This is a genomic window from Cupriavidus pauculus (genome assembly GCF_022179805.1).
Taxonomy (GTDB): Bacteria; Pseudomonadota; Gammaproteobacteria; order Burkholderiales; family Burkholderiaceae; genus Cupriavidus; species Cupriavidus pauculus_E.
Genome location: NZ_BPUO01000015.1, coordinates 99,787 through 124,448 on the forward strand (window position 1 = coordinate 99,787; position 24,662 = coordinate 124,448).

A 24,662-nucleotide genomic window follows, 5' to 3' on the forward strand; every position below is an offset into this window, starting at 1 on the left:
CCTGCGGCCTCCGTCAGGAGATGAACAGCTCAACGGTGTTGTCGTCGCCGGCGCATTTGACGAGGCTTGGATCGGCCGCCCCGCCCACTTCTTTGACGGTCGCGCCATTCACCACAATCCTTCCCGCACTGCTTTTGAAAGCGGCCACCAATGCGGGGCAAGCCGCGTCGGGCTGGCCTGGGACGGTGTATTGGATCGCGTCGTTGCTGTTCCGAAGACTGCCAGCTTCGACCAGAAGCGTGCCGCCCCCCGGCTGAATCGTGATCGTGCCGCCGGTATCACTCAGCGTGGTCAGATCACGGAAGACGCCGTTGTCAATCAGCGCCGGTACAGAAACCTTGTCATATTGGCCGCGGTAGGTGGTTTTGACCTTACCCATGACCGTGTTCAGCTCAGTCGTCATCTGCTGCACTTGGGTGTCAACCGAGTTGTGAGAGAACACGACCAGGATGGCCACCAAGGTCAGTGCCGCGAGCAGCAGATAGAACCCATACTCATCCAGGATGCCGCCGAGTTGATGCCGTTTGCGCGGGCTCGCTTGGATACACGCCCATTGTTGGGCGCGACTTCCCCGTACAGGATTCACTGGCGCGGCAAGATGAGCACTGAGCCGGCTCGTGTCCGTTTGGCGTTCGCGAGTGTTATCGAGATTCATGGTCGAGTTCCTTGTGAGATGTTGGAATTGGGGCTGGCCGACTTGTTTGCCGCGCGGATGCTGTTGGTCTGGATGCTTGCCTTGAGCTCTCGCGCCATGAAGGCAGGCATGAAGGCGAGGCTGGTGATTACGACGATCAGCAAGATGGACACCTTGCGGTTGAAGTGCGAAGCACGCTGCTCGAGCTGGCGTGGCGCCGTACGTAGAAGAGTTGCCGACACCGTCGCGAGCATCCGGGACAGATCGTCTTCGTACTCCGCAATGTCCTGAATCCGGAATGCAGTCTCCCGGTCGAACAGTCCGGTGTCGAAGATCTTTCCGCCAGCGTTGGGCGTGTCTTCCAGTGCGACCTGGATACGGTCGATGTGGTGCGCAAGATAGGGATAGGCGTGCTCGCGGATCAGCTCAAGCGCCCCGAACAGGTTTTTGACGTCCCCGCCATAGCGTTGCGTCACGGCTGACATGGCGGACAGGAACTGCGCGCCCTGAAACCGTCGGAAAAAATCGAACAGAATCACCTTCTCGTCCAGCCACCGACGATGCCGGCCCGTGTACTGGCGCAGCGCACGCATGACCCAACAGGCCAGTCCGATCTCCGCCACGATCAACAGCCAGCCCCAATGCCGCAGGAATCGGGCCCCGTAGTGAAATGACTTGGCGATCGGTCCATATGCTTCCACCGGCAGCACATTGGCAAAGCTCTTGTCGAGCATCGGCGCTACAAGAAACGCCATGGCCCCCAGGTAGACGTGCAGGATCACCAGCGTGAGCCCGATACTGGCCAGCATCACAAGGATGTTGGATTTCGCGTCGCTCATGGCGCGAAGGTTTTCCGCGAGCTTGAATAGCCCTTGCTTGAGGTCCCCACCCTGTTCGGCCACGGCAAGAATGGCGAGATCCTCCTCCGGCACGGTCCCTTGCAGGACCTCCGCAAGACGGGAGGCCTGGATTTCCCCTTCGGCCCCCTCGCTACGGGCAAGCCACAGGGCCGACAGGATGCCAAGCGGCTGCCCCGGGCGGCGTGCGGCATCCTTGGCGAAGTGTGTCGAGATAGGTTCGCCCGGCAGCTTCTCGATACGCATGGCCAGGTCGTAGTAGTAGTCTGTCCGCGTGGAGGCGAATTCGGTCCGTGCGCGCCACAGGCGGTCCGGAAACCGGCCGACCGGACGGATACGCGCCGACGGTCCACGAACCGGGCGACGTTGACCGCCGAGACGCCTGAATGGCGCGGTGAGCGTTGCGGCCGTTCTTGACCAGGCGGGCCGCAGGGATGCGCGCAGATCGTTGATCACCCTGCGCTCCTGGTCGTGCTTGGGCTGCTGGCAGCCTGAGTGGTTCTCACCGCCCGGCGCAGCTTGCGCTCATAGGCGTCCAGGGACAGGATGCGCTCGGCCTCGCACGGGTCCACCGTGCCGGCGTACACGTGATACATGGCGACTTCGAACACCGACTTGCCCGTGCAATCGGGGATATCAAACCCGGTTTCCCGTTTGCCACGCTGATGCGCCTGCAATTCAATCGCCCTGGCGTCGCGGATGTACATAAGGTCGATCTCATCGGGCTCGAACATCTCGGCGGCCATCACCCGACCACGGATGCCATTGAGTTCAGGCAGGTTCGCCCGCCGGCATTTGTCACAACCGGCCTGGCGGCGCACACGAATGTGGTCCACGTCAAAGCGGAAGAGCCGCTCGATTTGCCGCAGCTTGGCGGCACCCAGCATGCGTTTGGCTTCCGCCTGCCCGTGACCGCAACTGCAGGTGCGCGGCAGGAGCGTCTGGTAGACATACAAATTCACAAACCCGGGTGTAGCCAGTACGCTGCGCGGGATCCGCAGTTCGCTGTCGGCCAGGCGATCAGTCGCGGCGACTGCCGATGGGGCGTGGACGGTAGTGAGCGCTCGCAAACCCGCGCCAGCCACATCCCGAAAGAGGCCCGCCGACTCATAGTCGCGAACCTCCCCGACCATCACGAAATGTGGGTTCATCCGTTTGAGCTGCCGCTTGGCCACGATAAACGGATCTTCCTCACGGTTCGCGCCATCGAGTTGTCGGGAGACAGAGAAGTGGTGCGTCCCCCGCGCCAGGAGTTCGACCGGGTCCTCGATGGACATCTTGTTCATCCAATCGGGGAGCCGCTGCATGACCGCGTGTGCCGTCGTCGTCTTTCCTGACCCCACCGTGCCGACCAGCACGACGCCGCCACCGAGTTGCATGGTGCACCGGTCGATCACTGCGGCCTGCTGATCGAAGAATCCCAGGTCTGTCACAAAATCCACCTGTTGGGTGGCCACCTTCTCGCGGTTGACCCGCATGACTGTCACGTGCCCATCAGCGCTTTGCATGGAGGCCCACCGGAAGACCAGGGGAACACCGTCCACCTCAGCCCAGACCCGCGTCTGCTGGGGCAGCACCCGGCTGAAGATGCCCTGGGACCCGCCCTTGCCTTGCTGCCAGACGTGACCGAGCATGTCCAGCAAGTCGCCGGTGCGCAGGCGGAACGCCGGTGGCGCGACGAGCACGCCGTCGATCGCAAAGCGGATTTGGGACATGTCACTGTTGTCCTTCACCTCGAAGTGAATGTCCGAAGCCTGCTCACGCAAGGCGAACTGGGCCGCCGCCAGAAAGGTTTGCCACAGGGCATTCGTGTCTCGGCCGCCTGCGGAAGGTGCGGCCACCGCACCGGGGCGCCGCCCCTTCGCTTCCACCCCACGGGACAAGGCGGTCATGACTTGCGGAGCGGCCACGTACATGAGCGGTGTTGCCGGGTCGTAACGCAGCCGCGCCTGGCGGACAATTTCCTCGGTCACGTCCGAATGCTGCATGTCTGCCAGGACCACCAGCGCAAAGCGACCACGGCCGGCGTCCGTACTGTCTTCCACCAGGACAGGGCAGAGCTGATGACGCAGCGACTGCGCCATGCCCAGTTCGTCATAGAGCGCCCGGGTGAACGCCGGCAAGTCGTGGGTGGTCTGGATAAGCGCCGGCACAGATGGTTCGGCGTTGGCCAGGGTCGGTCCGACGTTCGGACTGATCGCGAGCGAGCCGTCCGGCATGACGTTCGGCATGAGGTTCGGGATTGCGCTCGGCGATGTCCGGCGAGCGTCTTGCCTTTCGGTTTTCCCATGCGAGACGACCGTGATGCCCTCGGCGCGAGCCGGCAGCTGCTGCCTTCGCTTGAACCATCGCATCATGCGTATCACTTTTCCGCTCCGGAAAGTGAATGCCCGCTGAGCTGCAAAGCGCGAGCAAGGCGACCCGTTGCTCTCGACTCCCCCTTACGCAAAGTGAGTGCCCGCTCCTGATGCAAGACGCCATCCAATGGCGCCCGATGCGCGGCGGGGGCTGTCGACACCAGCCCGTCGGCGCCGCTACCGGCCCCGTTACCCGCCCCGTTACTGACACCGCTACCCGCCCCATGGCGTCCGTTCTCGTCCACGGCAGCGGCGCCTTCGAGGGTCTCAGCCGGTGCCGCGACAATGACCCGCTTGCCCTTGCGCAACTTCGTACCGGTAGCTTCATGAATCTCCGTGACCCGGTACCCGCGTACCTCGCCGCCTGGTTTGGCGGCATAGACCTCCCCATCCCACGCGACAAGACTGCGCAGCGAAACGGGCAGTCCGGCGGACTGTCCATCCACCCCAAACACGGCAATGGTGCGTGGCGCGGTCGGCTTGGCGTCGACGGCCACCGGAGGGATCGCGGCGGAGTGGACTGCGCTCACCGGCGGGGTGGCAGGCCCTGCCCCGAGTTTCGCCAGTTCATGATCGAGTTTCTGTACCGCGAGCCGGGCATCGCGCTCAAGGAGTTGCTCGGTCAGCGTCTGCCCGTCGGCGGCAAGGGCAGTCGTTGTGGCGAATGCGGAGATCTGGAAGACGACGAATGCGGCGGTGGCTATGCGTTTCATGCGGAATTTGGACGTGTATTCGGACGTGTGGTGGGTTGGTTGCGCGCGAGATCGTCTACGCAGAAATGGGTACGCTTTGCTGGGTACGCTCAAAGGAAGTAGCTGTCCCGCGCCGCGCTAGCGTTGGCCTGCCGGCTTGGCGCCGGGCAATGTGGCGGTGCCTGCAGCATCGGCTGCGCTCGACGGGTTCCCGGAATGACCGGGTATGGGGACTGCTGGCGGGGCCGCTACCTCGGCCGCCTGTCGGTCCCAGGCGTATGCATCGCCCACGACGTGCAAGTCGAACTTGGAGCGCTTGATGGAAGACTCCGCGTCCACGTTGAACGTGAGCGTCAGCGCCGTCACCGACATGTGCGCGGGAAAGCGACCCATTTCCGCGGCGTGCCATAGGGGGCCATGTATTTCCCACTTGGCCACACGGTAGACGTTCGGCACGGTTGCCAGCCCCTCTGGCGGGATGGCGCCCAATACCGCGTCGGGATGCAGGACAGTCTTGGTTGTCGACGGACGCAGTGACTGGAGCTTCGACCCGAGCCCCTCGCGAAGGTAAGCTGAGCTTGGAGCACGCTTGAGCAGCTCTCCCAGCTTCACCATGCCCCCAAAAGTTGGGCGCGCCGTGACCGTGACCTGGTTGTCCTCCTTGCCGAATTTCGGGTTACCAAAGTCCGCAGGCAGATCCGCGAGAAACGTTGCATTCGTGGCGCCACCCTCGGACCAGCGCAGCGCATCGCGCTTGTAGGTCAGTTCGCACTCTGGCGTCGGGGAACCGAGCTTGCGGCATTTGACGGTCGCGAGGAGCCAGCCGCCATGTACCACCGACACGGAAGACGCAAACCATTGGGAGAAGGCCGGGATGACCACCGATGCGCTGGATACCAGGGTGGCCGAGCGCCGCTCGATGTCTTCCGCGTAGCGTTCTGCCGGCGTCTTCTGCGGCGCAGGCGGGTGCTTGTGTAGCTGGTACGCCCGGTATTCCGACCACCCGAGGTGCGCGCCAGCGACCACTACGGCTGCGCACGCGGTGAGCGTCGCCAGCTTACGGCCGAGCGGCGCCGGGTTCGGCCGGCGCAGGACACTGTGCCCGCCTGCGGCCTGCGCGAGATCTTCCAGTGCAATGGGTACGAACTGTACTGACGCTTCGCCGAGCAGATCGCCGTAGCGCTCCACATTCCCCACGAGCCAGAAACGATCGCCCGCCTTCTGCGCAAAGGCCTTCATCAGGCTGGCAACCTCCGCTTCTTCGGTCACGACACGGTCGAAACCCACCCTTGGACGGCGTTTGACGATGCCGCATACGAGGTAGACGGCAGGTTGCAGGCCGCCGCCCTGCCCAGGCTTGGCGCTGTCGCCATCCGCGGCCGCCCGCTCTGGCCGCGGCGTGTCCGTGCCGCCCGCAGTTTCCGATGTCTGCGATGTTTGCGACCTCTGCAATGTTTGCGTGAGCCGATAGACCAACAGCGTGTTCGCATCCACATTGGGCATGCTGGCCAGCGTGGCGGCGGCCGAATAGATCTTGTCGGCCACCTTCACGCGGGCATCTTCCGGGGCGAGATAGCCCATATGGAGTGCCGGATCTTCGTGCCAGATCAGCGACGCCCTGGCTTCACGGGCGATTTTCGGTGCCTGGGTCCGTGGGGGCTCGCCGCCGGTCAACGTGCGCCAGTGCATCCCGAAGGCAAGGTGCTTGCCGTGAATATTGATGATCATCGCGCGCCCTCCCCCTGTTCCTGGACGAGAACCGTGGCGAGCAGCAACGTGAATGTCCGTGTCTTGGCGACGGTCTGGGAGCCTCCCAGCCATAGTGGCAAGGCGTCACCAAGCGTGCGCCGGGTACTTTGTGCGTCGTCCTGATCCAGGGCCGTCATCAGGATGGTCTGGCCATTGCGCACGATGAGGTCCTGCTTCGGAATGCCCTTGCCGACCAGATTGATCGTCTGGACAGCCTGCCGGTTATCCCCCGAACCCGACTCAAAGCGCTCAAGCGGTCCGTCCTGCTTGGACTGATCCATGGCGATCGTCAGGTTCACATCCTGCGAGGAGGTGGCATCGGCATACACCGCCAGCTTGAACCCTACGGTCGCAGTGGACGTCGTGATCCCCGGCACGCCGCCGGTGCCACCCACCGCTGAGGCCGCGGGCGTCGTCCCCGACACAAAGGAAAAGGTCCGCCGGTTGTTGTACTGGTAGCCATGCCGATTGCGCAGCGAGATCGGGATCGCGACGCTCGAGGTGACGGTCCCGTATTGGCGCAGGGCACTGACGATGGCTTCGGAACCGCTCAGGCCCCCGCTTGTCAGTTGCAGGCCTGCGGTGCCGGCGGTAGACGTTACAAGGGTGGTCGGCGACAGTAGCGACGCCGTAAAGCCCGGCACGCTTTGCAGCGTCTTGGTGAGCGCCGCGCTCCAGTCGACGCCCACTTCCCCGGCGTCCGAGACCGTCAGATCGATCATCTGGAACTTGAGCGTGACCATCCGCGAGTAGATGGCCACCTGACGGCGGACGATCTGGTCCGCCGCGTCGACGGCTTCCTTGGTGTCTCGCAGCGTCAGCAGGCCAGACGCAGGATTCAGTTCTGCGCTGCCGACCAGCGTCATCGCCGGCTCGATGCTCTTGCGGATGCCCTCCAGATCGTTCTGATCTTTCACCTCGGCCTTGGCCACTGCGTCGAGTTGTGCAGACTGGCCCGAACCCGCCCCGCCTGAGACAGCACTCTGGGCGCCCTGCCGGAATTCGGTCGAGAACGAATTAGTGCCGCCGGGCATGGGCAATTCCCAACTCCTGGTCACCAGCCGATACAAGCGGATAACGCCCTGGTCTGCCTGATACTCCCAATTGATGCCCAGACGCGTGGCCACCAGATCGAGCATGTTCGCCAACGGCAGCCGCTCGCTATGCTTGAACTCGACGTTGAAGGCGGTTTCGAGCGCGGGCTGCGCCGCTGCACCAGCGGCGCCTGCCGGTGGCGGGCTCGTCAGCACGCCGGGTAGCGCGCCATTGAGGGCCGGCATCGGTCCCAAGCCTTGCGCGAGTGGGTTCACAGGAGCCAGCCCTGGACCGGCTCCTGCGCCCCGAGACAGTTGCGACGCATGCGCCGCCAGACTCCGCGGCAAGAGCATGTTCGGCGGCAGATAGACGTCCGACTCAATCTTGACGGGAATACCGGTGGCCATCTGCAAGCGTTGGGCGACCACTGCGAGTGACATCGTGCGCTCGGGAAACATGACCACAGTGTCAACGTTCTCCCGCAGGGCCAATGGCAACGTCACGTTTCGGGCAACGGGCACGCGCTTGCCCGCGAGGTACGGACGATCGACCTCTTGCTCGGCTTCCACCGCCGCTGTGTTCCGATGCATGCGGGCATAGAGCGCCTGTGTCGTATCGACGGTCGACGTGTGCGCCGCGTCTGTGGCCTGGCGGACGTCGGCCATGAGCGCGGGCGACATACATCCGGCCATCGACAGCGCAAGCGTGAACGAGCCAAGCACCGCCCCTGTGGTGCGAAGGACCGGCATCGCATTCATCTCGTGCGTCTTCATGCCGTGCGTCCTTAGGTCATGTTGCCTTATGTCGTGCCTCGTCATGTCGTGCCTCTATTTAGAAGGGTCACACTTCGTCGTGACCTTTACGACGCGGACCAGGCTGTTGGAATAGAAGCAAGGCTTCAAGCTGTAATCAGTCAACTCCGTGGCGGACAGCACGCGGCGCACGGCTGTCTTGAAGTCCCCGACGATCTCGGTCGACGCTTCAATTGGCACGTCCTGATCCAGCTCCCAGCGGCCAGCCGTCCAGCCCGCCTCGGCAGACCACCTTTGCATCAGGAGCCGGTAGTTCTGGTCCTGGGGCGAGATACGCCATGCTTGTGGCAAAGGGGCGAGCGTTGCCATGGTCTGCCCGGCGACATGACCGCCTGCGGAGGCGGGCGGCATGGATGCGGGCGCAACGGTCGTCGCGGTCGGGCCGGAAAGTGGCGCAGCGGGCTCGACGGCTCCCAGAGGCGCGGCGATAGCCGACGTGGCGACCGCAGGCGCCGTTGTTGGCGATACAGTCAGCGACACGGTCGGCGATACAGTCGGTGGCACGGGCGGCGATACAGTCGGTGGCACGGGCGGCGGAAGGGACGCCGGAAGGGACGCCGGCACAGTCGCCTCGGCCACTACGGCCTTCGGGTCGGCCGACAGCCAGTGCCATCCGTCTCCCTGCAGCGCGACCGTCGGTTCGAAATTGCCGCCCACCGAGGCGTCTGCCCCCTGGGCCGCATGGGCGAGGCCCATGCCCGAGCCTGCCACCAGCACCCCGATGAGGGTAGCTTGCGAACAACGACGGCGCGTGCGTGACAGTTGCCCCGACAGGGCGTGCGATGAGGCCGGCGAAAGGGCCAGCGAAAGGGCCAGCGAAAGGGCCGGCAACGAGGTCGGCGACGGGGCCCATGCGAGTGCGATCGGCCTGGACGAAGATGGAACGGTTGTCATGGATGTCGGACTCCCGCTTTCCTTTGAGAATGGGTTGACTGAAGCATTCGGTACACGCGCTGCGCATAGCGCAGCCGCTTATCTGAGGCGCCCGCGTTATAGCAACCCACGGCGGTCCACGTCTGCCCGTAGCGGCGCATGCAGTCGGCAAGGATCCACGCGCCCACATAGACGTTGATACATGGGTCAAAGAGGCGCACCCGCGAGATGCCGTGGCGGGCAAGTCTTGGCAGGTGCATCGAGTTGATTTGCATGAGCCCGATGTCTTCACTCCCGTTCCTGTTGACGTTGCGGGCGCGCGCCTGCATCCCGGACTCCACGCGTGCGATGGCGCGCACGAGCGTCGCACTGACGCCGTGAAAGGCGGCCGCGTCGTCCAGGCAATCGGCATGGACGGCGAGAGGGCTCAGCAGGCCTGCCACCGCGACGGCTACCCTCTGCCAGGGGTGTCGTCGGCACAGCCGTCGCCCTGACAGCGGCCTCGCCAGGAGGGGCCGCGCGTTCATGGGGTCGCTACCTTGCGGGTTGACACTTCACGCTCGGAAAAGCGCACCTCCGGAATCCGACGCACGCGAAAAACCTTGCCGTCGGCCGCCACCGTCAACGACGAAGCGATCCCGTCGAACTTGAAGTAGCGGTCCCTGTGCTCGCCGCCACGTTGTCCGTTCTCATCGATTGCCGAAATGCTTGCCCTTGAGCGCGAGAAGACCAGGTAAGTCGCGCCGTTCTCCTCGAACACGCGCTCCACCCCGACGCTTCTGGCGCCAACGGCCCCTTTCTTGTCGAAGAAGACGTAGCGCACACCCGGCACGCGCGCCACTTCAATGTGTCGATCCCCGCGCGAGACGACAAAGCGATCCACGGTCGGGAAGGACAGCAACTCCTCTTGGGCATTCCACTTCGTGGACAATTCGCGACCGACAGTGTCGCGCCATGTCATCTCGTCCACCGACTCACCGAATCGCGCAGATCCAGGCGCCATCCGCAACTCAATGCTTCCCGCTTTGTTGTCACGGATCGCGCGCACGCCCACGACCGTTGCCAGCAAGCTGCTTTGGCTGGGCACTGCGATGTGAGCGGTGATGTCTGTCTGCGGCATAAGAGAATTGGTAGTGGAAGCGAATGCGGCGTGCCCCATGGGAGCCGCCACCCGTGCGGTCTCCCGCGGTGTGGATGTGCCCGCCGCGGTGTCAGGAGCGGTATCAGTCGTGGTACCGGTTGCGGTATCAGCTGCGGTGCTTGTTGCCTTTGTTGCCATGCTGGCTACCATGCCCATGACGGTGTCTTGGGTGGCGGCCTCTTCGATTGGCGCAGGGCGCTGAAGGAAAAGCCCTTCGGAGGGCGTCGTGCGCAGGGTGATATGACGACGCGCAAAATCAACGTCCGCATAAAGATTGCGCACCGTCATCAAGCGGCCCAGCGCCTGTAGCCAGTTTTCGCCGTCGCGGATCCGCAGCGTCACGTTTTCGGTTAGCGAGACGTCACGATCTGCTGCGCCGCGCCAGCTGCGGGGAACGATGGCACGTACCATCTCGCTAAGCGGCAACGTCGCCGTCGCTGCCCGCAAGGCGCCAAGCGCCTGATAGTCGCCACGGATCACTAGCCGTTGCGCCACCACCGATGGAAGATCCGCCAACTCGCCATGCCCGAAATGGTCTGGCGACGTGTCAGCAAGAAAGCCGTTGCTGGCCTTGCGCTTTAGCAGCACGGGCTGGCCATCGACTTCATAGCGGAGCGTGTCAGGCACGCCTTCGATCAGCCAGTACGGACCGCTGCGCACTGCACCGTCGGCCCGGATCACCTGACCGGGACGATGTTGCAGGTAGGTCCACTGCCCGTCGTTAAAGACAATTGCCGGACGATTGGCAGCGCTGGCGATCACCCGGTACTCGAAGTCCAGAGGATCGGTGTCGGCGGCATGCGCGGGCCCCCAGGCTGCCCCAATCGCCGCCAGCGCCATAGCGGAAAGTACCGCGACACGGCTTCGAAAGCCTGTGGTGCGAGGACGTCCGTCCCTTCGCATTGTCTTGCGCGGTTCCGATGCGCAATCAGATAAGAATGCGTCGTGCCCCACCGGCCCAGCCACGATCAGGTCAGCCACAATGTGCTCAGTCACATTCTGCTCAGTCACGATAGGCCTCCAGCACCATGTCGTGCTTGACCTGCACCAGCAGTTGCTGGCCAGGCGTCGTGGTAATCGTTGGGCGGATGCCCTGATTGCGGTTGAGCAGCGTCGAAGCGGTTTGGGTCGCAATCTGGCCCGCAGCATTGCCATAGGTGATGAGCCCAGTCGGCCCCATCGCGGTCCCCGTGCTCGTGTCGTCAAAACGTTGCTCCAGCAATCCGACCAACAGGGCTCCGCCAAAGATCTTCCAGAAATGGTTGTCAACCTCGCCACTGACGCCCGACTGCCCATTGGGATCGGCAGCCTGCATGCCCATGAGTGGCACAGTCTTGCCATTGGGGAGTTGCATGCGCACAAATGCGGCCAGAATGCGTTCCTGGCCCACCGCGATATCCGCGCTGTACATGCCAACCAGCGTGCTGCCTGCCGGGATGACCTTGCAGGTTCCGTGGACGGTGTCATAGACATCGCGCGCGACCGTTGCACGGAACTCGCCGGGCTTGTCAGAATTCAGTGCGCCGGCAAAAACAGCGGGAATGACGAATCCGCGGCTCACCGTGCACGGTGGCAGCATGCCGTCAAAGCCCGTGCGCAACGTGCCCCCGCCCGCCGCATCAGCGAGAAACCGCCGATCGGCGCTGTCGCGGCCCTCACCCATTGCGCTCTGCGCATCGCCTGCAGGCATCGCGTTGGCGGCAGCGCGCATGGCGACGGCCTGCTGGAGTTCATGCATCTGTTGGGGGTTGGGAATGCCTGCCACGCCAGCCGTCGCCGCGTCGCGGCTCAATTGGGATGGGCGTGCGCCGGGCTTGAACACGGGCGCCGTGGACACTTCGGCCAACACTGATCGCGTGGAGTCATGGGACGCGACAGCGTTCGTCGAGATCCACGGCATGACCTGAGCGGCCGGCGACGCGGCGCGCGCCGACGGCGGCAGCGTCTCCTGACCGGGCACGATAGGCGACGTCGACTGGCCGCGCGGTGTTGAGATTGCCTGTGTGGCGGCCTGGCTCGCAGATTCGGCGCGCGCTTTCTCCGCCTGGTCGCGAATGGTCTGCTCGAGCGTACGCGCGCTCTGGGCGGCGGGCGAACCGGCGGCGCCCTGCCGAAGCCGCTCGGCGCGCTGGTGTTCAGCCTTCGCATCGAGCTGCGCCTCAGCCACGGACTGAAAGTAGTAGCCGAGCGCCCCCACCGCCATGGCGGCGATTGCGCCGAATGTCAGCACCACGTTCCGAGGCAGCTTGCCCTTTAGGGCATGCAGCCGGGCATCCGTTGCGTTAGCTGCCTCACCCGGCTTTGCCTTGCCGCTAGCAGGATGATGGTGCATCAGTAGAGCCCAAACCAGCCCGAGCGGCGGGGCTCGATGCGCACCTCGTCATCGCCGGCGCGAAGCACGGTCACAGGCGCGAGATGCTGCACGACCAGATATTTGCCGCGACGCAAAAAGTTGGCGACAACGAAGTCGCTGCCGTCCTTGACGAGCGCTACCGGCCAAGGCGCACCGTCGGGGATACGCAGCCACAGTGCCTTGCCATCGTCAAAAGCGATGTCAGGACGAAAGCGGGCCTCTCCTGACATCTTGTAGGCGAAGTTCAACGTCTCGAGTGGGACCGCGCTTTGCCCGGTGTCCCGATCGTCCGATGCGAGTGCGACAGCATCAAACGGGTCGTCCCGCAGAATGCCATCGACCTCACCCTTGCCCGTGCCTTTTCCCGCCTCCGATCGTGCCGGCGTGGCGGCCTCCCTATGGAGGCCGCCACGCTTGTCCGCCATGGACGACGGCAGACGCATGCGCACCTTCTGGTAGAAAATGCCTCCTATTGGCGAGGACACAAGAGTGAACTCGTAGCTACGCTTGTTGGTGTTCACCGACAACGTGTTCACCAGACCCGCAGCCTGAGGCTTGAGGTAGAGGTGGTTTCGACCATCGGTCTCGTAGTCCCAGCGCACACTTTCGCCCCAGGCTGGCTCACCGACGATGGCCTCGTCAGGAGGAAACTCGATGGTCGTCATCTTCAGGGGTGCGGTCAGCACGCGGAAGATCTGGTCCCGGTTGTACGTGAAGACCACGAGCCGTGCATCCCCTGGCATGGCGATGGGGTCCACACCGCCGTTGAAAGGGTTGGCAGGGTTCATGGCCTCACGTACGTCGTCCAGCGCCAGGTCACTGCGCAGCCCAGCGGGCAATGGCGCATCCAAGTCCGACCGTGCAGGTGCAGCTTGTGCTGCAGAGGGTGTCGGTGCTGCGTTCGTGGGCGAGGCGCCCAGCACAAGCGGTACCGCGACGGCTGCGGTGGCTGCGGCTGCGGTGAAGTAGCGAATGCAAAAGGGGCGAAGATTCCGGCCAACAGGTGCACAGGCCAGTTTGACCGATGCGCGATCGGTAGGCTGCGCATTTGCTTCAGTCGTTGCCTGAGCGAAGCGCTTCTGGGTCAGCATCATGAAGAGAGAGGAGGACGACATCGTGGTGGGCTAAGCAAGAAAAGGGGTTGCCTGACGGTCGGTGCGTGTCGGTGCGTAATGGCCTCAGCCGGAAGATTTCTGGATACTGAAGAAAAGCGGATGAACACCGAAGGGGTTCGTCCCCAACGCCGCATCGCTTGTGGGCGCATTGACCTGGTAACGGAACGTGATGGCGTAGCGCTCTTTGCGGGGCTTGTAGCCATCCTCTGTAGTCGTGGTCACCAGCTCGACGGCCACCGTGCTATCGGGGAGGATCGCGACGTTAGTGACCGTGACCTCGCGCACGAGCGTCGGCGACGCACTGATCCGCCGAAACGGCTCGTCGTCCTTCATCCAGCTGTCGAATTGCTGGCGCGCGGCGCCCGCCATCTGGTTCTGCACGGAACGTAGTGTCCGCGCCATGCGCGATGCCTCGATCTGCGTCGTGAGAAGCGGCTCGATGGTGAACCATCGCGAGACGAGATCCTTGAACGCCCACTGCAACTGAAGCTCGCCTGGCGTATAGGCGGCTAGCTCTCGCACGAGGGGCTTGCCGCTCGCGTCCGCCGACACCCCTACCACCTTGGTGACCGATGGCGCGGGCTGGCGCGTCACGATGGCCGCCAGCGCAATGCAACCCATCCCGAGGGTTGCAACCCGCCAATGGTTCCGATCGACCGTGATACGTGTGGACACATCAAAGATCAATTGTTCCGGTCGCCCACGCCCGTACATCCCTGGCGCTACGGCCGGGATGTGGGATTTCTTGAAGAACTTGGGCAAGAGGCGCATCAGGTAGCAACTGTCCGTTCAGATCAGATGCCATTGGAGCAACGAATCGCCCAGCCGTAGCGACCAAATGCGCCACTCATTTGGTGAGGATTCGGCATCGACTGCGGCACGTCGGCGAGGCCGGCTTTCGTCGTGTATCGCCATGCACGCGCGCTAGGCGAAAACGTGCCACTGGCAGGCGCACTTTCCGGTCGGACCCACTGAGCATGCTTGGAATTCTTTGGAGCGCGGCGCCCTCACCTCGCCCACACCCTGGCCCGCAGCGCTGTACCTGCACGCTGCACGCTGCACGCTCTCCTGTCTCGCACGGTGGCCTCACACGCTTGTCTCGGATAAAGGCCCACTCATTGGCTACGCACGTCGCTGCCCAAGAGCAACACTGACAGCCCCTGCAGCGCGGACCCCGCGCTCAGGCAAAGAGCTATCGAATTTCGCCGCGCATTCGGGCGATTCGGTCGTCTGGTTTGCCCGAACAATGGCGTCATGCATTCCAACGACTCGACTCCCCCGACGCCCATCAGCTGGTGCGGACTCGAAGACAGTGCCGTGAGCATGTTCTTCGAATCCCTGGCACCCCTACGCGCGTTTCTTTGCGACCCAGACGTCACCGAAGTCATGGTGAACAGTCCTGACAACATCTGGATCGAGATGCGGGGCGTGATGACACGCGTCGCCGTCTGCCTTACCTCGTCTCAGATCGAGGGCGCCATCCGTTCGCTGGCCGCCTCCGTTCAGAAGTCGGCGGTTCGGGGCAGCGCCCAGGGCATCGTGCATGCCGCGCACCATGGCTTGCGCATCGCCGCGGTGATGCACCCGTCCGCAGTGGACGGCCATGCACTCAGCATCCGCCGCCATCGTGAGGCCCGGCTGTCGCTGGACGACTACATGAAGGCTGGCGCCATGGTTGCGCCACGTGACGGCGCGGGTGGGGGCGAGGGCGATGTGCGGCGCCCGCACATCCGTGACGCGCTGCCGTGCGCGCGGACAAATGCAACGGCTAGCGCCGATCTCGCTGTGCCGGCTACCGAGCCAGCCGAGCTCAAGGCGCTGTTAAGCGGCATGGTCCGCAGCCGCCGAAGCATTCTGGTGGCCGGCGGCACCTCGACCGGCAAGACCACGTTCCTGAACGCACTGATCGGCGAAGTGCCGTCCACGGAGCGCGTGCTCAGTATCGAAGACACGACTGAGCTCAATATTTCCGTTCCCAACCGGGTGCGACTGCTTTCCAACGCCGACCACGGCGTAACCGCGCAGCACCTCATTGCGCTCAGCTTACGGTTCCGGCCCGACCGGATTCTAGTGGGTGAGGTCCGTGGCGGCGAGGCGTTCGATCTCTTGCAGGCCCTCAATACCGGACATGAGGGTGGCATGGCGTCCATCCATGCGAACAACGCGCGATCGGCGCTGACCCGACTGGAGTCCCTTGCCATGCTCGGGCTGCCTGACGGCTCGCGCTGGACGATCAACGATATGCGCCGCCTCATCGCGGAATGCTTCGACGCCGTGATCCATATGCGACGCGCCGGCGAGCATCGCTACATCTCCGAAGTCGCCGAAATCCACGGTATTCACGAGAACGAATACCGGCTCCTCCATCGTTTTCGGGCACATGCCGCGCCTGCGGCCTACGCCCCACGCTCAACCAATCTCCCATGTCACGCTTCGCAATTCTGAACCGACGCTCGCCCTGCTCCGCAGCCTTCGCCTCTCGTGGGCGGTCTCCAATGTGGGGCGCTGGCGCCCTGGCACTCCCCATGCTCGGCTATGCATCGAGCGCCATGGCCGCCGACATCCTGGCCTTTGCCGCGCTGGGCGACTTCATCTGCGGCATCGCTACGTTCATTAACACCAAGTACCTCTTTGTCGCCGGCCTGATTCTCATCGTCCTGGGTGCCATCGGTATTGCGAACTCCGAATCGTCCATCATGAAGTTCATCTCGGTGATCTGCATTGGCGTGGGCATCGCGGCCTCCGCGCCGACCATCATGCGGGCGCTCAACGTCGCGACCGCCTGCACGGGGTTCTGAACGATGCGCGCCCGCCACGTCAGCATCGGCCTGTCCCGCCCTCGTCAGATCGGCGGGGCGGTGCGGGGCCTCGCGATTGCCAATGGCACGATTGTCGCGTTGCTGGTGTACGTGACATTCCGCAGCGGCTGGAAAATTCCCCTGGCAGTGATCGCGATGGGCATGGCGCATCACGCCTTGCTGCGATGGCTCACGTCGATCGATCCCTGGTGGAATCAGGTGCTTGGCGCCTACAACCGATATGGCGACTGGTACGAAGCGATCCCATGGCATGGCAAGACGCACACTCTCTTTCGCCGGCCCTATGGCTTTGACAGCGAGTTGCCATGCTGAAGGTCAAACATCGTCCGATCCAGGAGATCGCACCGTGGCTGACCTCGGTCACGCCGGAACTCATTCTCAACAAGGACGGATCGCTTCTCGCGAGCTACCGGTTTGCCGGCATTGATGCGGATAGTCCGCACGCGGGCGACATCGCCGCGGCGCGCGCGCAGCTTGATCTCGCCTCTCGTTCCTTTGACCATCGCATGACGGCCTGGTGGCGCCTGAGCCACCGCCGGGCGACCGGTTATGTGGACGGTAGCTTCTCTTGCAAGACTGATGCACGTCTGGACGCGTTGCATCGCGCCGTGATGACAGGCGGCAAGTACTTCCAGAACACGCACACCTTGTTTCTGGCGCTCACGCCGGAAACTGGGCTTGGCAGCGTATTCGACAAGGTGCGATATCACATGACGGCTGGCGGCCAATCCCCCGCCCGCGCCCTGGTCGAGGCAGCAAAGGACACACTCTTTGCCCGTCAGGCGTTTGCCTTTGACCTCGAACGCGTACGCGCCGAGGCCAGGCGCTTGGAGTCCATGCTCGACGCCTTCGCGGGCGGCCTGCCCGCTTTGCGCCTGCAGAGGCTTGCACTGCAAGACAGCTATGCCGCCTTGCACCAATGCGCCAATCCCGGTGTTGTGCCCCGTCGGATTCGACCGCCCGTGACGCTGCTCGACACCCATCTCACGGAGGCCGACGTCACCGTGGGCAGCGAGCAGTTGATCTTTGAGTCAGCGCACGGCAAACGCCACGCCGCGATCGTGGCGGTCAAGGAGTGGATGAACTTCCAGGATGCTGCGCTCGATCGTCTGCTGCAGCTGGATGCCGAGTTGGACATCTGCATCCTGTTCCGGCACCTCGACACTGCACGAGCCGCCGCCTATATCGAAAAGGTCCGGCGGTTTTACAAGATGGCGTCGCTCGATCTGCGCGCCGTCCTCGCCCAATACATGTCGAATGAAGCGGCGCAGAACGATGAAGGGCGGGAAGCGCTGGCCAGGGAAGCCAGTCAGGCCCTCTCACGTTTGACGGCAGAAGGCGTGCAGTATGGCTTCGCCAATATATCCGTAGTGGTCTACGGTGAATCGCATTCGGCCTGCGAAGAGGCGGTGAGTGAGGTGATCGGTACGCTGACCAACGCCGGGTTCGGCGCGATCCGCGAGCGGGCCAACCTGATGCCGGCCTGGAACAGCACCTTGCCCGGCCGGTGGGACGCCCAACGCCGACTGCAGTTCGTGGAAACCCCTGCCGTCTCGGACCTGGCGCCCTTGTGCTCCGTGTCGCCGGGTCCAATGCGCAATCGCTGGCTTTCGGACAAGGCGGGCCGGCCCATTGCGCCACTCACTTGTCTGCCGACCCGGCACCGGACGGCGCAACGCGTCGATCTGCACCAGGCCGGCGGCAACGCGCATTTGCTCGTCATCGGGCCCATCGGCGCCGGCAAATCAGTGTTTCTCAATTTCCTCGTCTCGCAGGCGGGGCGACACGATGCCCGTCGCATCCGGTTTGACAAGGACCGCAGCACGCGCATTCCGACATTGCTCTCGGGCGGGACCTTTGTCGACATTACGGGGCGCTTCCAGGGCGCCACCCCGATTAACCCACTCTCTTTACTTGCCGACGCCGCGCACTTTGCCTATTTGACCGAGTGGATCGGGCTTGCGCTGGAAGATGAGCACTTCTCCCTGTCATCGCAGCAACGGCAGGAAGCCTATGAAGCCGTCCGAATTCTTGCGGGTTACGACGCCGAGCATTGGACACTGACCAAGTTGTCGACGCTGCTTCACGAACACCTGCGCGAACGGTTGCAGATCTGGCTGCGCGGCGGTCAGTACGGGCACTTCTTCGACCATGCCGTGGACGCCTTTGCGGTGAGCGAGAACATGTGCATCGAGATGGGCCACCTGCTTGAGACGTTCCCCAGGGCGGCGGCGCTTTTCACCGACTACGCGTTCTACCGGATCAGCCAGTCCATGGATGGAGTGCGATACACCCTGATCGAAGTCGAGGAGGCGGGCTTCTTCTTCCAGCAGCCGCACTTCTACAAGCGACTCGAATCGTGGATCACCACTATCCGCAAACGCAATGGGGCGATCTGGATGGCCACGCAGTCGTTACGCCAGTTGGAACGCCTGTCGGGATTCGAGATCCTGAAGGACAACATCGGCAACATCATTTACCTACCCAACAGCCAGGCAGCCAGCAGCAAGGACCTGTACCGGGACACATTTGGGCTGACGGACACGCAGATCCAGATGATCAGCGAAGCCGTTCCCAATCGCGACTACTTGTGGGTGTCCAATGCCCAGACTCGCATGCTGCAAGTCACGTTTGGCGACGAGATGCTGGCGATGCTGCGATCAGACGGCGCCGCACAGCGTGTCTTTGATGCCCATTTCGCCTCGGGCCATCCCGATTGGCAAGACAACTACGTGCGCGACATGCTCGCGCGCGCCAACTGAGCTCCACATCATGAAGCGAACGCTGCTCTGCCTTATCAGCGCTGCCACCTGGTGCACGGCCTCGTACACGCCCAACGCACATGCGGCGCTTGCCGTCACTGACTGGGTTAGTCTCGTGCAAACCACGACGACGGCCCTGCAGTCGCTGAAGGCAGAAGTCTACGAGAACACGAACATCGTCTACCAGTACAAGATGATGGCGGATCAGTTGCTGCAGTCGACAGGACTGGACGTCGAAGCCATCACCGAGCAACTGAATGCGGTGCGCGATGAGGTGCGCCAGTACGAAGCCTACGGCGAGTCATTGCGAGACCTCTATGGCGCGGTGTCTGATAGTAGCGACTATCTGAACCGCGTGCAGAGCATGGCAGTCGCCATGGGCAAGGACACACAGCAGTGGTTCGCGGACCAGCGATCACTCTTGCAGAACGGCGACAAGAGCGCGAAGAACATCTTCCGGCTCGCCACCCAGATCCAGTCAAACACCGAAGCCCTTTCTCAGCGCAGGCAGAAAATCCAGTCGCAATTGAAGCTCACGCCGACTGCGCTCTCTGCGGCGCAGACGACCAACCAGATGCTGGAGGTCCTGGCTAGCCAAAATGCCGACATGCTGCAGTTGATGAGCGCGAAGGCGCGCTCGGATTCCGACCGGGACGGCCAGGACGTCGCGCGTGAAGCCGAACGGGCCAAGAGCGAGGAGGCCATTCGGAAGGCGCAGGACGATGAATTGCGGCTCCTGCGCTCGCGTGTGCTTTCGCAACCGCTCCGACAATCGCACTGAGAGCGCGCTTTTCATCCATGCAACCCATGCACGTGCGCCGTCTGCTTTCCCTACTCGCCAAGCCGGTCATCCTGGCTGCGGTGCTTGCTTCAGCAACCGGCTTGTACGCACATTCGCTCATCAGGGGACCCGACCCTGTCACCCCCGGCTCTGCCACGTCAAGCCCTGCCACGTCCAGCCCCGCCACGCCCAACCCTGCCACGGTGAGCGAGCCTCGGGAGACAATTCGCGCGGCAGACGCGGCCAGCGCCAATGCAGATGCGACGAAGGTAGCCGCCGTGTTCTCGCACGCTGACGCACGCTCCGAAGCATCCGCCCAATCCTCTGAGACAGCGCCCGTCACTCACGAAGAGTCGCTGCACAGCTTCATCAATCAGTTCAGCTCCTTTACGGGCGGCATCATCGACGCAGCGACGACGCTCAGCAAGTCCGTGCGCGGTGAGGCAGACAAGATCGCTTTTGCCTTGGGGATCATTACGCTGACGCTTGCCGGCCTTCGGTTTGCGTCGACACAAGAGGCCGTTGCCGCATGGACGGATCTTCTGGAGACCATTCTGGTGCTCGGCATCGTCGCATCCCTCTATACGGGCTACGACACTTTCGCGCCTGCGCTCTTCGGGTGGTTTCGCGACCTCGCGAAAGCGATTGCCGGTGGCAGCACCGACAACCCGGCGCTCGTGCTCGCAACGGTGGGCGCGAAGTTTCTGGACACCTACATCGCCATCGTCAAGGCCGCGGCATGGCACGAGAGGATGTCGATCGCTCTGGGTGCGGCCACGCTTCTATTCCTGGCTTTCCTGTGCTGCGCGGCAGCCGCAATCGTTTATTCATTCTTTGTCATGGTCGGCCTGATACAAGCTGCAGTAGGCATCGTTATCGGCCCCATCGCCGTGGCGCTCGCCTTCTCCGAGTACACGCGACGGTATTTCTTCACGTGGCTCGATTTCATGGTCGGTGCATCGATGTATGTGGTCGTCGCCACGACCATGGCGCGGTTGGTGTCCGCCACTTACACCTCGCTGATCCCCGCGCTGAGCACGCTGGGCGGGTGGACATCGGCCGGTGGACTCTACGCGATCACCGTGGCCATCTTCATGCTTCTCGTGTCCTTCGAGATCCCGAAAATTGCCGGGGCGGTACTTGGCACGCGCGCCGGCGCAACAGGCGGGGGCGCCATTCGACTGGCCACGCAGGCAATGCGCACCCCGGGCAGTAACAAAGCAAATTCAAAGTAATGCGTGAACGCTCATGACGTATCGACTCCAGATGACATCGGAATTGTTGGCCACGCATGCCAACCATATCCAACAAGTCGCCCAGTTCGCCAACGAACCCGACTATCAGGCTTTCGCCCGGAAATGGCTAAAGGTTTTGGAAGATTGTGCCCATTGGTTTTCAAGCGTCCCACTGCAACCTGATGGACACACCGAGCCAGGCGGAGCATTCCGGGCGACGATAGAGACCGTCCACACTGCGTCGCGGCTCGCGAGCGCCTACAAGTTTGCGGCGGATCTTCCGTCCGAGCGGCGGCGGCGGCTGGAGCCGCAGTACCACTATGCCCTGTTCCTCGCGGCCTGCTGCACGTGGCTCGACGAGCCGTGGCGGCACTTCATCTTCCGCTTCTATGGCAGCGATGCGCCTTGGTCGCCAATGGTGCACGCAGGCGTTGGAGAATGGCTCGGTGATACCACCTTCACGGTGGAGCGTCGCGCAAGTCCAGTGCCTACTGATCGCTTGCGGGCAGGACTTCTGGCGCGCGACATTTTGACGCCCGCCCGTATGCGAACCCTTGATGAAGAGGTAGCGGCTGCGCTGCTCGGATGCCTGGATCCGACGCCCGTCCCCACGGGTAAGGCGACCTTGTTGCAGAAGATCATTCGCAAGGCCATGGACATGGTCACGCAACGCGAAGCGATGGCGACCCGCGCAGTGTTCCAGCCCGGCACCTTGGCGGTTTCCGGCGTGTCAGTGGCATGTGCAAGGCTAGAAGTGGCCCAAGGCGTTACGGCAAACGACGCAGTTGACGCAGCCGACGCAGCCGACGCAGATACCGCCAAATCCGTGCAGGGCAGCGCGTCGCCAGCGACGAGCGCTCTTCCTGCGTGCACGCAACCTCAGGGCGTGCGTACCAACGACCCCCAAGGCAGTAAAAAGGGAAGCCATGAAGCGCCGCGTGGAACCGTCCCAGACGGGAGCGCGCCGATCGAGACACCGCTGGCGTTGCCAAAGGCGTCGGCCCGCAAGCGACCTGCGGCACCGGCGGAACCCGCCGCACCCAAGGCGCCGATGGCACAGGATGGCGGCCCGGCGGATGGGAGCGCAACGCCTGGGGAAGGTTCACTTGCCGATCGGGTTCGCATGCTATTGCCGAACGCCGACGCCGCACAGGAGTTCCTCGTCGCGTTGCTGGAGGACGTAGCCGCAGGGAAAGCGAAATACAGTTTGAGTGGCAATCACCTCACGCTAAGCAAACGCACGATGGGCGGTTATGGGCTTTCATCGGAGGCGGTCATCGGCACCCTACGCGAAGCCGAACTTGTGCACGACGTTGTGGGACAGGACGTCGTCCTCGATGCGCGCATCGCGTCGTTGCTGAATCTGCCTCAGGCATCGGCAACCTCACCGGCTTCGGCCACGGCGCCGAGTCGCCCTGTCGGGTCCGCGTCCCGTGACCCGCTTGATGCGCCAGATTCGCTTGATTCGATGGATGACGCGGCGTCATGACGCACTTCCGACCAAATTTCGAATGGCGCGCGGCATTCGGCTGGTTGGTCGCAACCGGTCTGATCGTGGCGGGAAACGTACCAGGCAAGGGGTATGTCGTCCTTGGCTGCGCAGTTTGCGCGTCCGTTCGGACTGTCCAAGCCTGGCGAACGATGCGCTTGCGCCTGGGGCTAGGGTCCAAATGGCTCAGCATCATGCCAATTGCCGAGTTTCTCGATGCGAGCGAGCGCATGCGCTCGCGCAATCGTGACGAGGATGCCATGTTCCTCGGGATGGGCTACGCCTGGACGCAACATCATTGCCAGTTCGCGCACGACATGCTGCGACTACCCGCCCCTGAGCTGTCGAGGCTGCCTCGGTGGATGCCACGGGCTGTCGCCCGACGCATCGAACAGAGTTTCGCACCGCGGGGAAGCGTTCGCGACCGCACGCCGCAAGGCCAGGCATGGATCCACGGTATGGAGCCACGCAAGACTGCCGTACCTTTGCACTACAAGGCGTTGAGCGGGCACACCGCAGTATGTGGCACGACAGGTTCGGGCAAGACGCGGACGTTCGAGGTGATCTCAACCCAGGTCATTCACGATCCAGAGCAGGTACTGATTATTATTGACCCCAAGAATGACGGCGATTGGGTGGCACGCGTGCGCCGCGAGTGCGCAAGGGCCGGCCGCAAGTTTCTGTACTGGAAGCAGGCCGCTCCCTCGGAGTCCATTCGTCTGAACCCTCTGGAGAACTGGTCCCAGCCATCGGAGATCCCAACGCGCATTGCCCAGCTCCTGGAGCCAGGGCCTTTTCGTCAGTTCGCGTTCCTCTTTATCGACCGGGCGGTCAAGGGTGAGCTCTACGTGGGTGACAAGCCCAACCTGCGCTCGATCCTGCGATACGTGCAAGGCGGCGTGGCGCCGCTTCTCGAGCGAGCCTTGCTCAAATTCTTCCGGGCATCGGGCCAGCAAGACTGGGATGGAGAACTGGGTGCCTATCTGCGCAAGGCTGCCAGCGCGTCTCGCGCCGGATCTCGGGGCGGATCCAAGCGCGCATCTGAAGGTACGCCACGGGTGGACGCCATGGTGGCGTTCTATCGCGACCGATTTGCGAGGACGCAGCCCCACGAGGCGATCGAGGGGCTGATCTCCACCTATGAGCATGACGCCGATCATTACGCACGCATCATAGCGGCCGCCTTGCCGCTGCTCCAGATGCTCGCAACCGGCGAAACTGGACTCATGCTTGCGCCCAAGCCTGATGACCTCGAGGACGACCGGGAAATCTGGGACATTGGCCGCGTCATCCAACAGAAGGCCGTGCTCTATGTCGGCGCCGATTCGCTTGGCAACTCGCTGGTCGCGCAGGCTGCGATGTCGATGCTGCTGGCGGACCTTGCCGCGTGCGCAGGAGCCATCTACAACGACGCCGCTGCCACGCCTGGCATCGTGGTCTTTGTGGATGAAGCGGCCGAGGCGGTGAATGAGCAGATGCTGCAGATTCTGAACAAGGGACGCGGCGCTGGGTTCAAGGTCTTCATTGCCTATCAGACCCGGTCGGACTTCACTGCGAAGCTCGGTAACGTGGCTCGCATGCAGCAGGTGCTGGGGAATTTGAACAATCAGATTGTCCTGCGACTGGAGGACACGGATACCGCGCAATGGTTCGCCGAGAAGACGGGCGCGACCGCCATCCGCACGGTGCAGGTGTCGCGCTCCTCGAGCGCGGGTTCGGAGTCTCACATCGGTGAGTTCAGCGGCAGCGTCGCCCGGTCGGCCAAGCTGGAAAAGGCACCGCTCGTGCCGGCCGAACTCGTGATGCAGCTCCCCAACCTGCAGTACTTCCTTCGGGTATCGGGCGGCGCCATCTATCAGGGGCGGATCCCGATTATCGACGGCTAGGTGTCGCTGACCCATCGGTTGAAGCTGCTCGCGAGGGCGAACCTAAGGACAGAGTGAACTGACGAGATGACC

General features: G+C 63.3%; 20 protein-coding genes. 8 read left to right on the forward strand and 12 right to left on the reverse strand.

What is annotated here, in order from left to right; all coding sequences use genetic code 11:
* Positions 1 to 13: 13 nt before the first annotated feature.
* The 12 genes from MFF62_RS24950 to MFF62_RS25005 all read right to left on the reverse strand — a co-directional run bounded on the left by MFF62_RS24950 (position 14) and on the right by MFF62_RS25005 (position 14,389).
* The gene (locus MFF62_RS24950; protein ID WP_238265808.1) at positions 14 to 655 is read right to left on the reverse strand and encodes a pilus assembly protein PilS; all 642 of its coding nucleotides are present in this window, start codon (positions 653 to 655) and stop codon (positions 14 to 16) included.
* A complete protein-coding gene (locus MFF62_RS24955; RefSeq protein ID WP_238265809.1) occupies positions 652 to 1,947 on the reverse strand; it encodes a pilus assembly protein TadE in 1,296 nt (431 codons plus the stop codon). Before MFF62_RS24955 ends, MFF62_RS24950 begins: the two co-directional genes overlap by 4 nt.
* Entirely contained in the window at positions 1,944 to 3,848 is a 1,905-nt protein-coding gene (locus tag MFF62_RS24960) for an ATPase, T2SS/T4P/T4SS family (protein ID WP_238265810.1), read from the reverse strand. Before MFF62_RS24960 ends, MFF62_RS24955 begins: the two co-directional genes overlap by 4 nt.
* A 5-nt stretch (positions 3,849 to 3,853) precedes the next feature.
* A complete protein-coding gene (locus MFF62_RS24965; RefSeq protein ID WP_238265811.1) occupies positions 3,854 to 4,561 on the reverse strand; it encodes a hypothetical protein in 708 nt (235 codons plus the stop codon).
* A 117-nt stretch (positions 4,562 to 4,678) separates the two neighbouring features.
* Positions 4,679 to 6,268, reverse strand: a complete 1,590-nt coding sequence (locus MFF62_RS24970; protein ID WP_238265812.1) for an ATPase — start codon at positions 6,266 to 6,268, stop codon at positions 4,679 to 4,681.
* Positions 6,265 to 8,097, reverse strand: a complete 1,833-nt coding sequence (locus MFF62_RS24975) for a protein PilN (RefSeq protein ID WP_238265813.1) — start codon at positions 8,095 to 8,097, stop codon at positions 6,265 to 6,267. The genes MFF62_RS24970 and MFF62_RS24975 overlap by 4 nt, the downstream gene beginning before the upstream one ends.
* A gap of 54 nt (positions 8,098 to 8,151) precedes the next feature.
* Positions 8,152 to 9,030, reverse strand: coding sequence for a toxin co-regulated pilus biosynthesis Q family protein (locus MFF62_RS24980; RefSeq protein WP_238265814.1), 879 nt, complete (start codon positions 9,028 to 9,030; stop codon positions 8,152 to 8,154).
* Positions 9,027 to 9,452, reverse strand: coding sequence for a lytic transglycosylase domain-containing protein (locus MFF62_RS24985; protein WP_238265815.1), 426 nt, complete (start codon positions 9,450 to 9,452; stop codon positions 9,027 to 9,029). The genes MFF62_RS24980 and MFF62_RS24985 overlap by 4 nt, the downstream gene beginning before the upstream one ends.
* Before the next feature lie 80 nt (positions 9,453 to 9,532).
* Positions 9,533 to 11,161, reverse strand: coding sequence for a TrbG/VirB9 family P-type conjugative transfer protein (locus tag MFF62_RS24990; RefSeq protein WP_238265816.1), 1,629 nt, complete (start codon positions 11,159 to 11,161; stop codon positions 9,533 to 9,535).
* Positions 11,154 to 12,482, reverse strand: a complete 1,329-nt coding sequence (locus tag MFF62_RS24995; RefSeq protein WP_238265817.1) for a TraB/TrbI/VirB10 family type IV secretion system protein — start codon at positions 12,480 to 12,482, stop codon at positions 11,154 to 11,156. Before MFF62_RS24995 ends, MFF62_RS24990 begins: the two co-directional genes overlap by 8 nt.
* A complete protein-coding gene (locus tag MFF62_RS25000) occupies positions 12,482 to 13,291 on the reverse strand; it encodes a TrbG/VirB9 family P-type conjugative transfer protein (RefSeq protein ID WP_404990834.1) in 810 nt (269 codons plus the stop codon). Before MFF62_RS25000 ends, MFF62_RS24995 begins: the two co-directional genes overlap by 1 nt.
* A 390-nt stretch (positions 13,292 to 13,681) precedes the next feature.
* A complete protein-coding gene (locus MFF62_RS25005) occupies positions 13,682 to 14,389 on the reverse strand; it encodes a VirB8 family type IV secretion system protein (protein WP_238265819.1) in 708 nt (235 codons plus the stop codon).
* A gap of 552 nt (positions 14,390 to 14,941) precedes the next feature.
* Here MFF62_RS25005 and MFF62_RS25010 point away from each other — a divergent pair.
* The 8 genes from MFF62_RS25010 (at position 14,942) to traD (ending at position 24,590) form a co-directional block, all read left to right on the forward strand.
* Positions 14,942 to 16,063, forward strand: coding sequence for a TadA family conjugal transfer-associated ATPase (locus MFF62_RS25010; protein WP_238265854.1), 1,122 nt, complete (start codon positions 14,942 to 14,944; stop codon positions 16,061 to 16,063).
* Between the two features lie 104 nt (positions 16,064 to 16,167).
* The gene (locus MFF62_RS25015) at positions 16,168 to 16,416 is read left to right on the forward strand and encodes a prepilin (RefSeq protein WP_238265820.1); all 249 of its coding nucleotides are present in this window, start codon (positions 16,168 to 16,170) and stop codon (positions 16,414 to 16,416) included.
* Between the two features lie 3 nt (positions 16,417 to 16,419).
* Positions 16,420 to 16,749, forward strand: coding sequence for a conjugal transfer protein (locus tag MFF62_RS25020; protein ID WP_238265821.1), 330 nt, complete (start codon positions 16,420 to 16,422; stop codon positions 16,747 to 16,749).
* Positions 16,743 to 19,199 (forward strand): VirB4 family type IV secretion system protein, encoded by a 2,457-nt coding sequence (locus MFF62_RS25025; protein WP_238265822.1) that lies wholly within the window; start codon positions 16,743 to 16,745, stop codon positions 19,197 to 19,199. Before MFF62_RS25020 ends, MFF62_RS25025 begins: the two co-directional genes overlap by 7 nt.
* A 10-nt stretch (positions 19,200 to 19,209) precedes the next feature.
* Positions 19,210 to 19,980: a conjugal transfer protein TrbJ gene (locus tag MFF62_RS25030; protein WP_238265823.1), complete on the forward strand. Its 771-nt coding sequence runs from the start codon at positions 19,210 to 19,212 to the stop codon at positions 19,978 to 19,980.
* Positions 19,981 to 19,997: 17 nt separating this feature from the next.
* Entirely contained in the window at positions 19,998 to 21,215 is a 1,218-nt protein-coding gene (locus MFF62_RS25035; RefSeq protein WP_238265824.1) for a TrbL/VirB6 family protein, read from the forward strand.
* A 13-nt stretch (positions 21,216 to 21,228) separates the two neighbouring features.
* Complete coding sequence (locus MFF62_RS25040) at positions 21,229 to 22,704, forward strand: TraI domain-containing protein (RefSeq protein WP_238265825.1); 1,476 nt, start codon at positions 21,229 to 21,231, stop codon at positions 22,702 to 22,704.
* Positions 22,701 to 24,590 carry a conjugative transfer system coupling protein TraD gene (gene traD / locus MFF62_RS25045; RefSeq protein ID WP_238265826.1) on the forward strand — a complete coding sequence of 630 codons (1,890 nt, stop codon included), beginning with the start codon at positions 22,701 to 22,703 and terminating at the stop codon, positions 24,588 to 24,590. Before MFF62_RS25040 ends, traD begins: the two co-directional genes overlap by 4 nt.
* Positions 24,591 to 24,662 lie beyond the last annotated feature (72 nt).

What these genes read in the sequence shown, in the direction of transcription:
- MFF62_RS25020 (WP_238265821.1), top strand. Translation starts at nt 16,420, where the DNA reads ATGCGCGCCCGCCACGTCAGCATCGGCCTGTCCCGCCCTCGTCAGATC.
- MFF62_RS24980 (WP_238265814.1), bottom strand. Translation starts at nt 9,030, where the DNA reads ATGACAACCGTTCCATCTTCGTCCAGGCCGATCGCACTCGCATGGGCC.
- MFF62_RS25010 (WP_238265854.1), top strand. Translation starts at nt 14,942, where the DNA reads ATGTTCTTCGAATCCCTGGCACCCCTACGCGCGTTTCTTTGCGACCCA.
- MFF62_RS25030 (WP_238265823.1), top strand. Translation starts at nt 19,210, where the DNA reads ATGAAGCGAACGCTGCTCTGCCTTATCAGCGCTGCCACCTGGTGCACG.
- MFF62_RS24950 (WP_238265808.1), bottom strand. Translation starts at nt 655, where the DNA reads ATGAATCTCGATAACACTCGCGAACGCCAAACGGACACGAGCCGGCTC.
- MFF62_RS25035 (WP_238265824.1), top strand. Translation starts at nt 19,998, where the DNA reads ATGCAACCCATGCACGTGCGCCGTCTGCTTTCCCTACTCGCCAAGCCG.
- MFF62_RS25015 (WP_238265820.1), top strand. Translation starts at nt 16,168, where the DNA reads ATGGCCGCCGACATCCTGGCCTTTGCCGCGCTGGGCGACTTCATCTGC.
- MFF62_RS25040 (WP_238265825.1), top strand. Translation starts at nt 21,229, where the DNA reads ATGACGTATCGACTCCAGATGACATCGGAATTGTTGGCCACGCATGCC.
- MFF62_RS24995 (WP_238265817.1), bottom strand. Translation starts at nt 12,482, where the DNA reads ATGCACCATCATCCTGCTAGCGGCAAGGCAAAGCCGGGTGAGGCAGCT.
- MFF62_RS24975 (WP_238265813.1), bottom strand. Translation starts at nt 8,097, where the DNA reads ATGAAGACGCACGAGATGAATGCGATGCCGGTCCTTCGCACCACAGGG.
- MFF62_RS25005 (WP_238265819.1), bottom strand. Translation starts at nt 14,389, where the DNA reads ATGCGCCTCTTGCCCAAGTTCTTCAAGAAATCCCACATCCCGGCCGTA.
- MFF62_RS24965 (WP_238265811.1), bottom strand. Translation starts at nt 4,561, where the DNA reads ATGAAACGCATAGCCACCGCCGCATTCGTCGTCTTCCAGATCTCCGCA.
- traD (WP_238265826.1), top strand. Translation starts at nt 22,701, where the DNA reads ATGACGCACTTCCGACCAAATTTCGAATGGCGCGCGGCATTCGGCTGG.
- MFF62_RS25000 (WP_404990834.1), bottom strand. Translation starts at nt 13,291, where the DNA reads ATGAACCCTGCCAACCCTTTCAACGGCGGTGTGGACCCCATCGCCATG.
- MFF62_RS24960 (WP_238265810.1), bottom strand. Translation starts at nt 3,848, where the DNA reads ATGATGCGATGGTTCAAGCGAAGGCAGCAGCTGCCGGCTCGCGCCGAG.
- MFF62_RS25025 (WP_238265822.1), top strand. Translation starts at nt 16,743, where the DNA reads ATGCTGAAGGTCAAACATCGTCCGATCCAGGAGATCGCACCGTGGCTG.
- MFF62_RS24970 (WP_238265812.1), bottom strand. Translation starts at nt 6,268, where the DNA reads ATGATCATCAATATTCACGGCAAGCACCTTGCCTTCGGGATGCACTGG.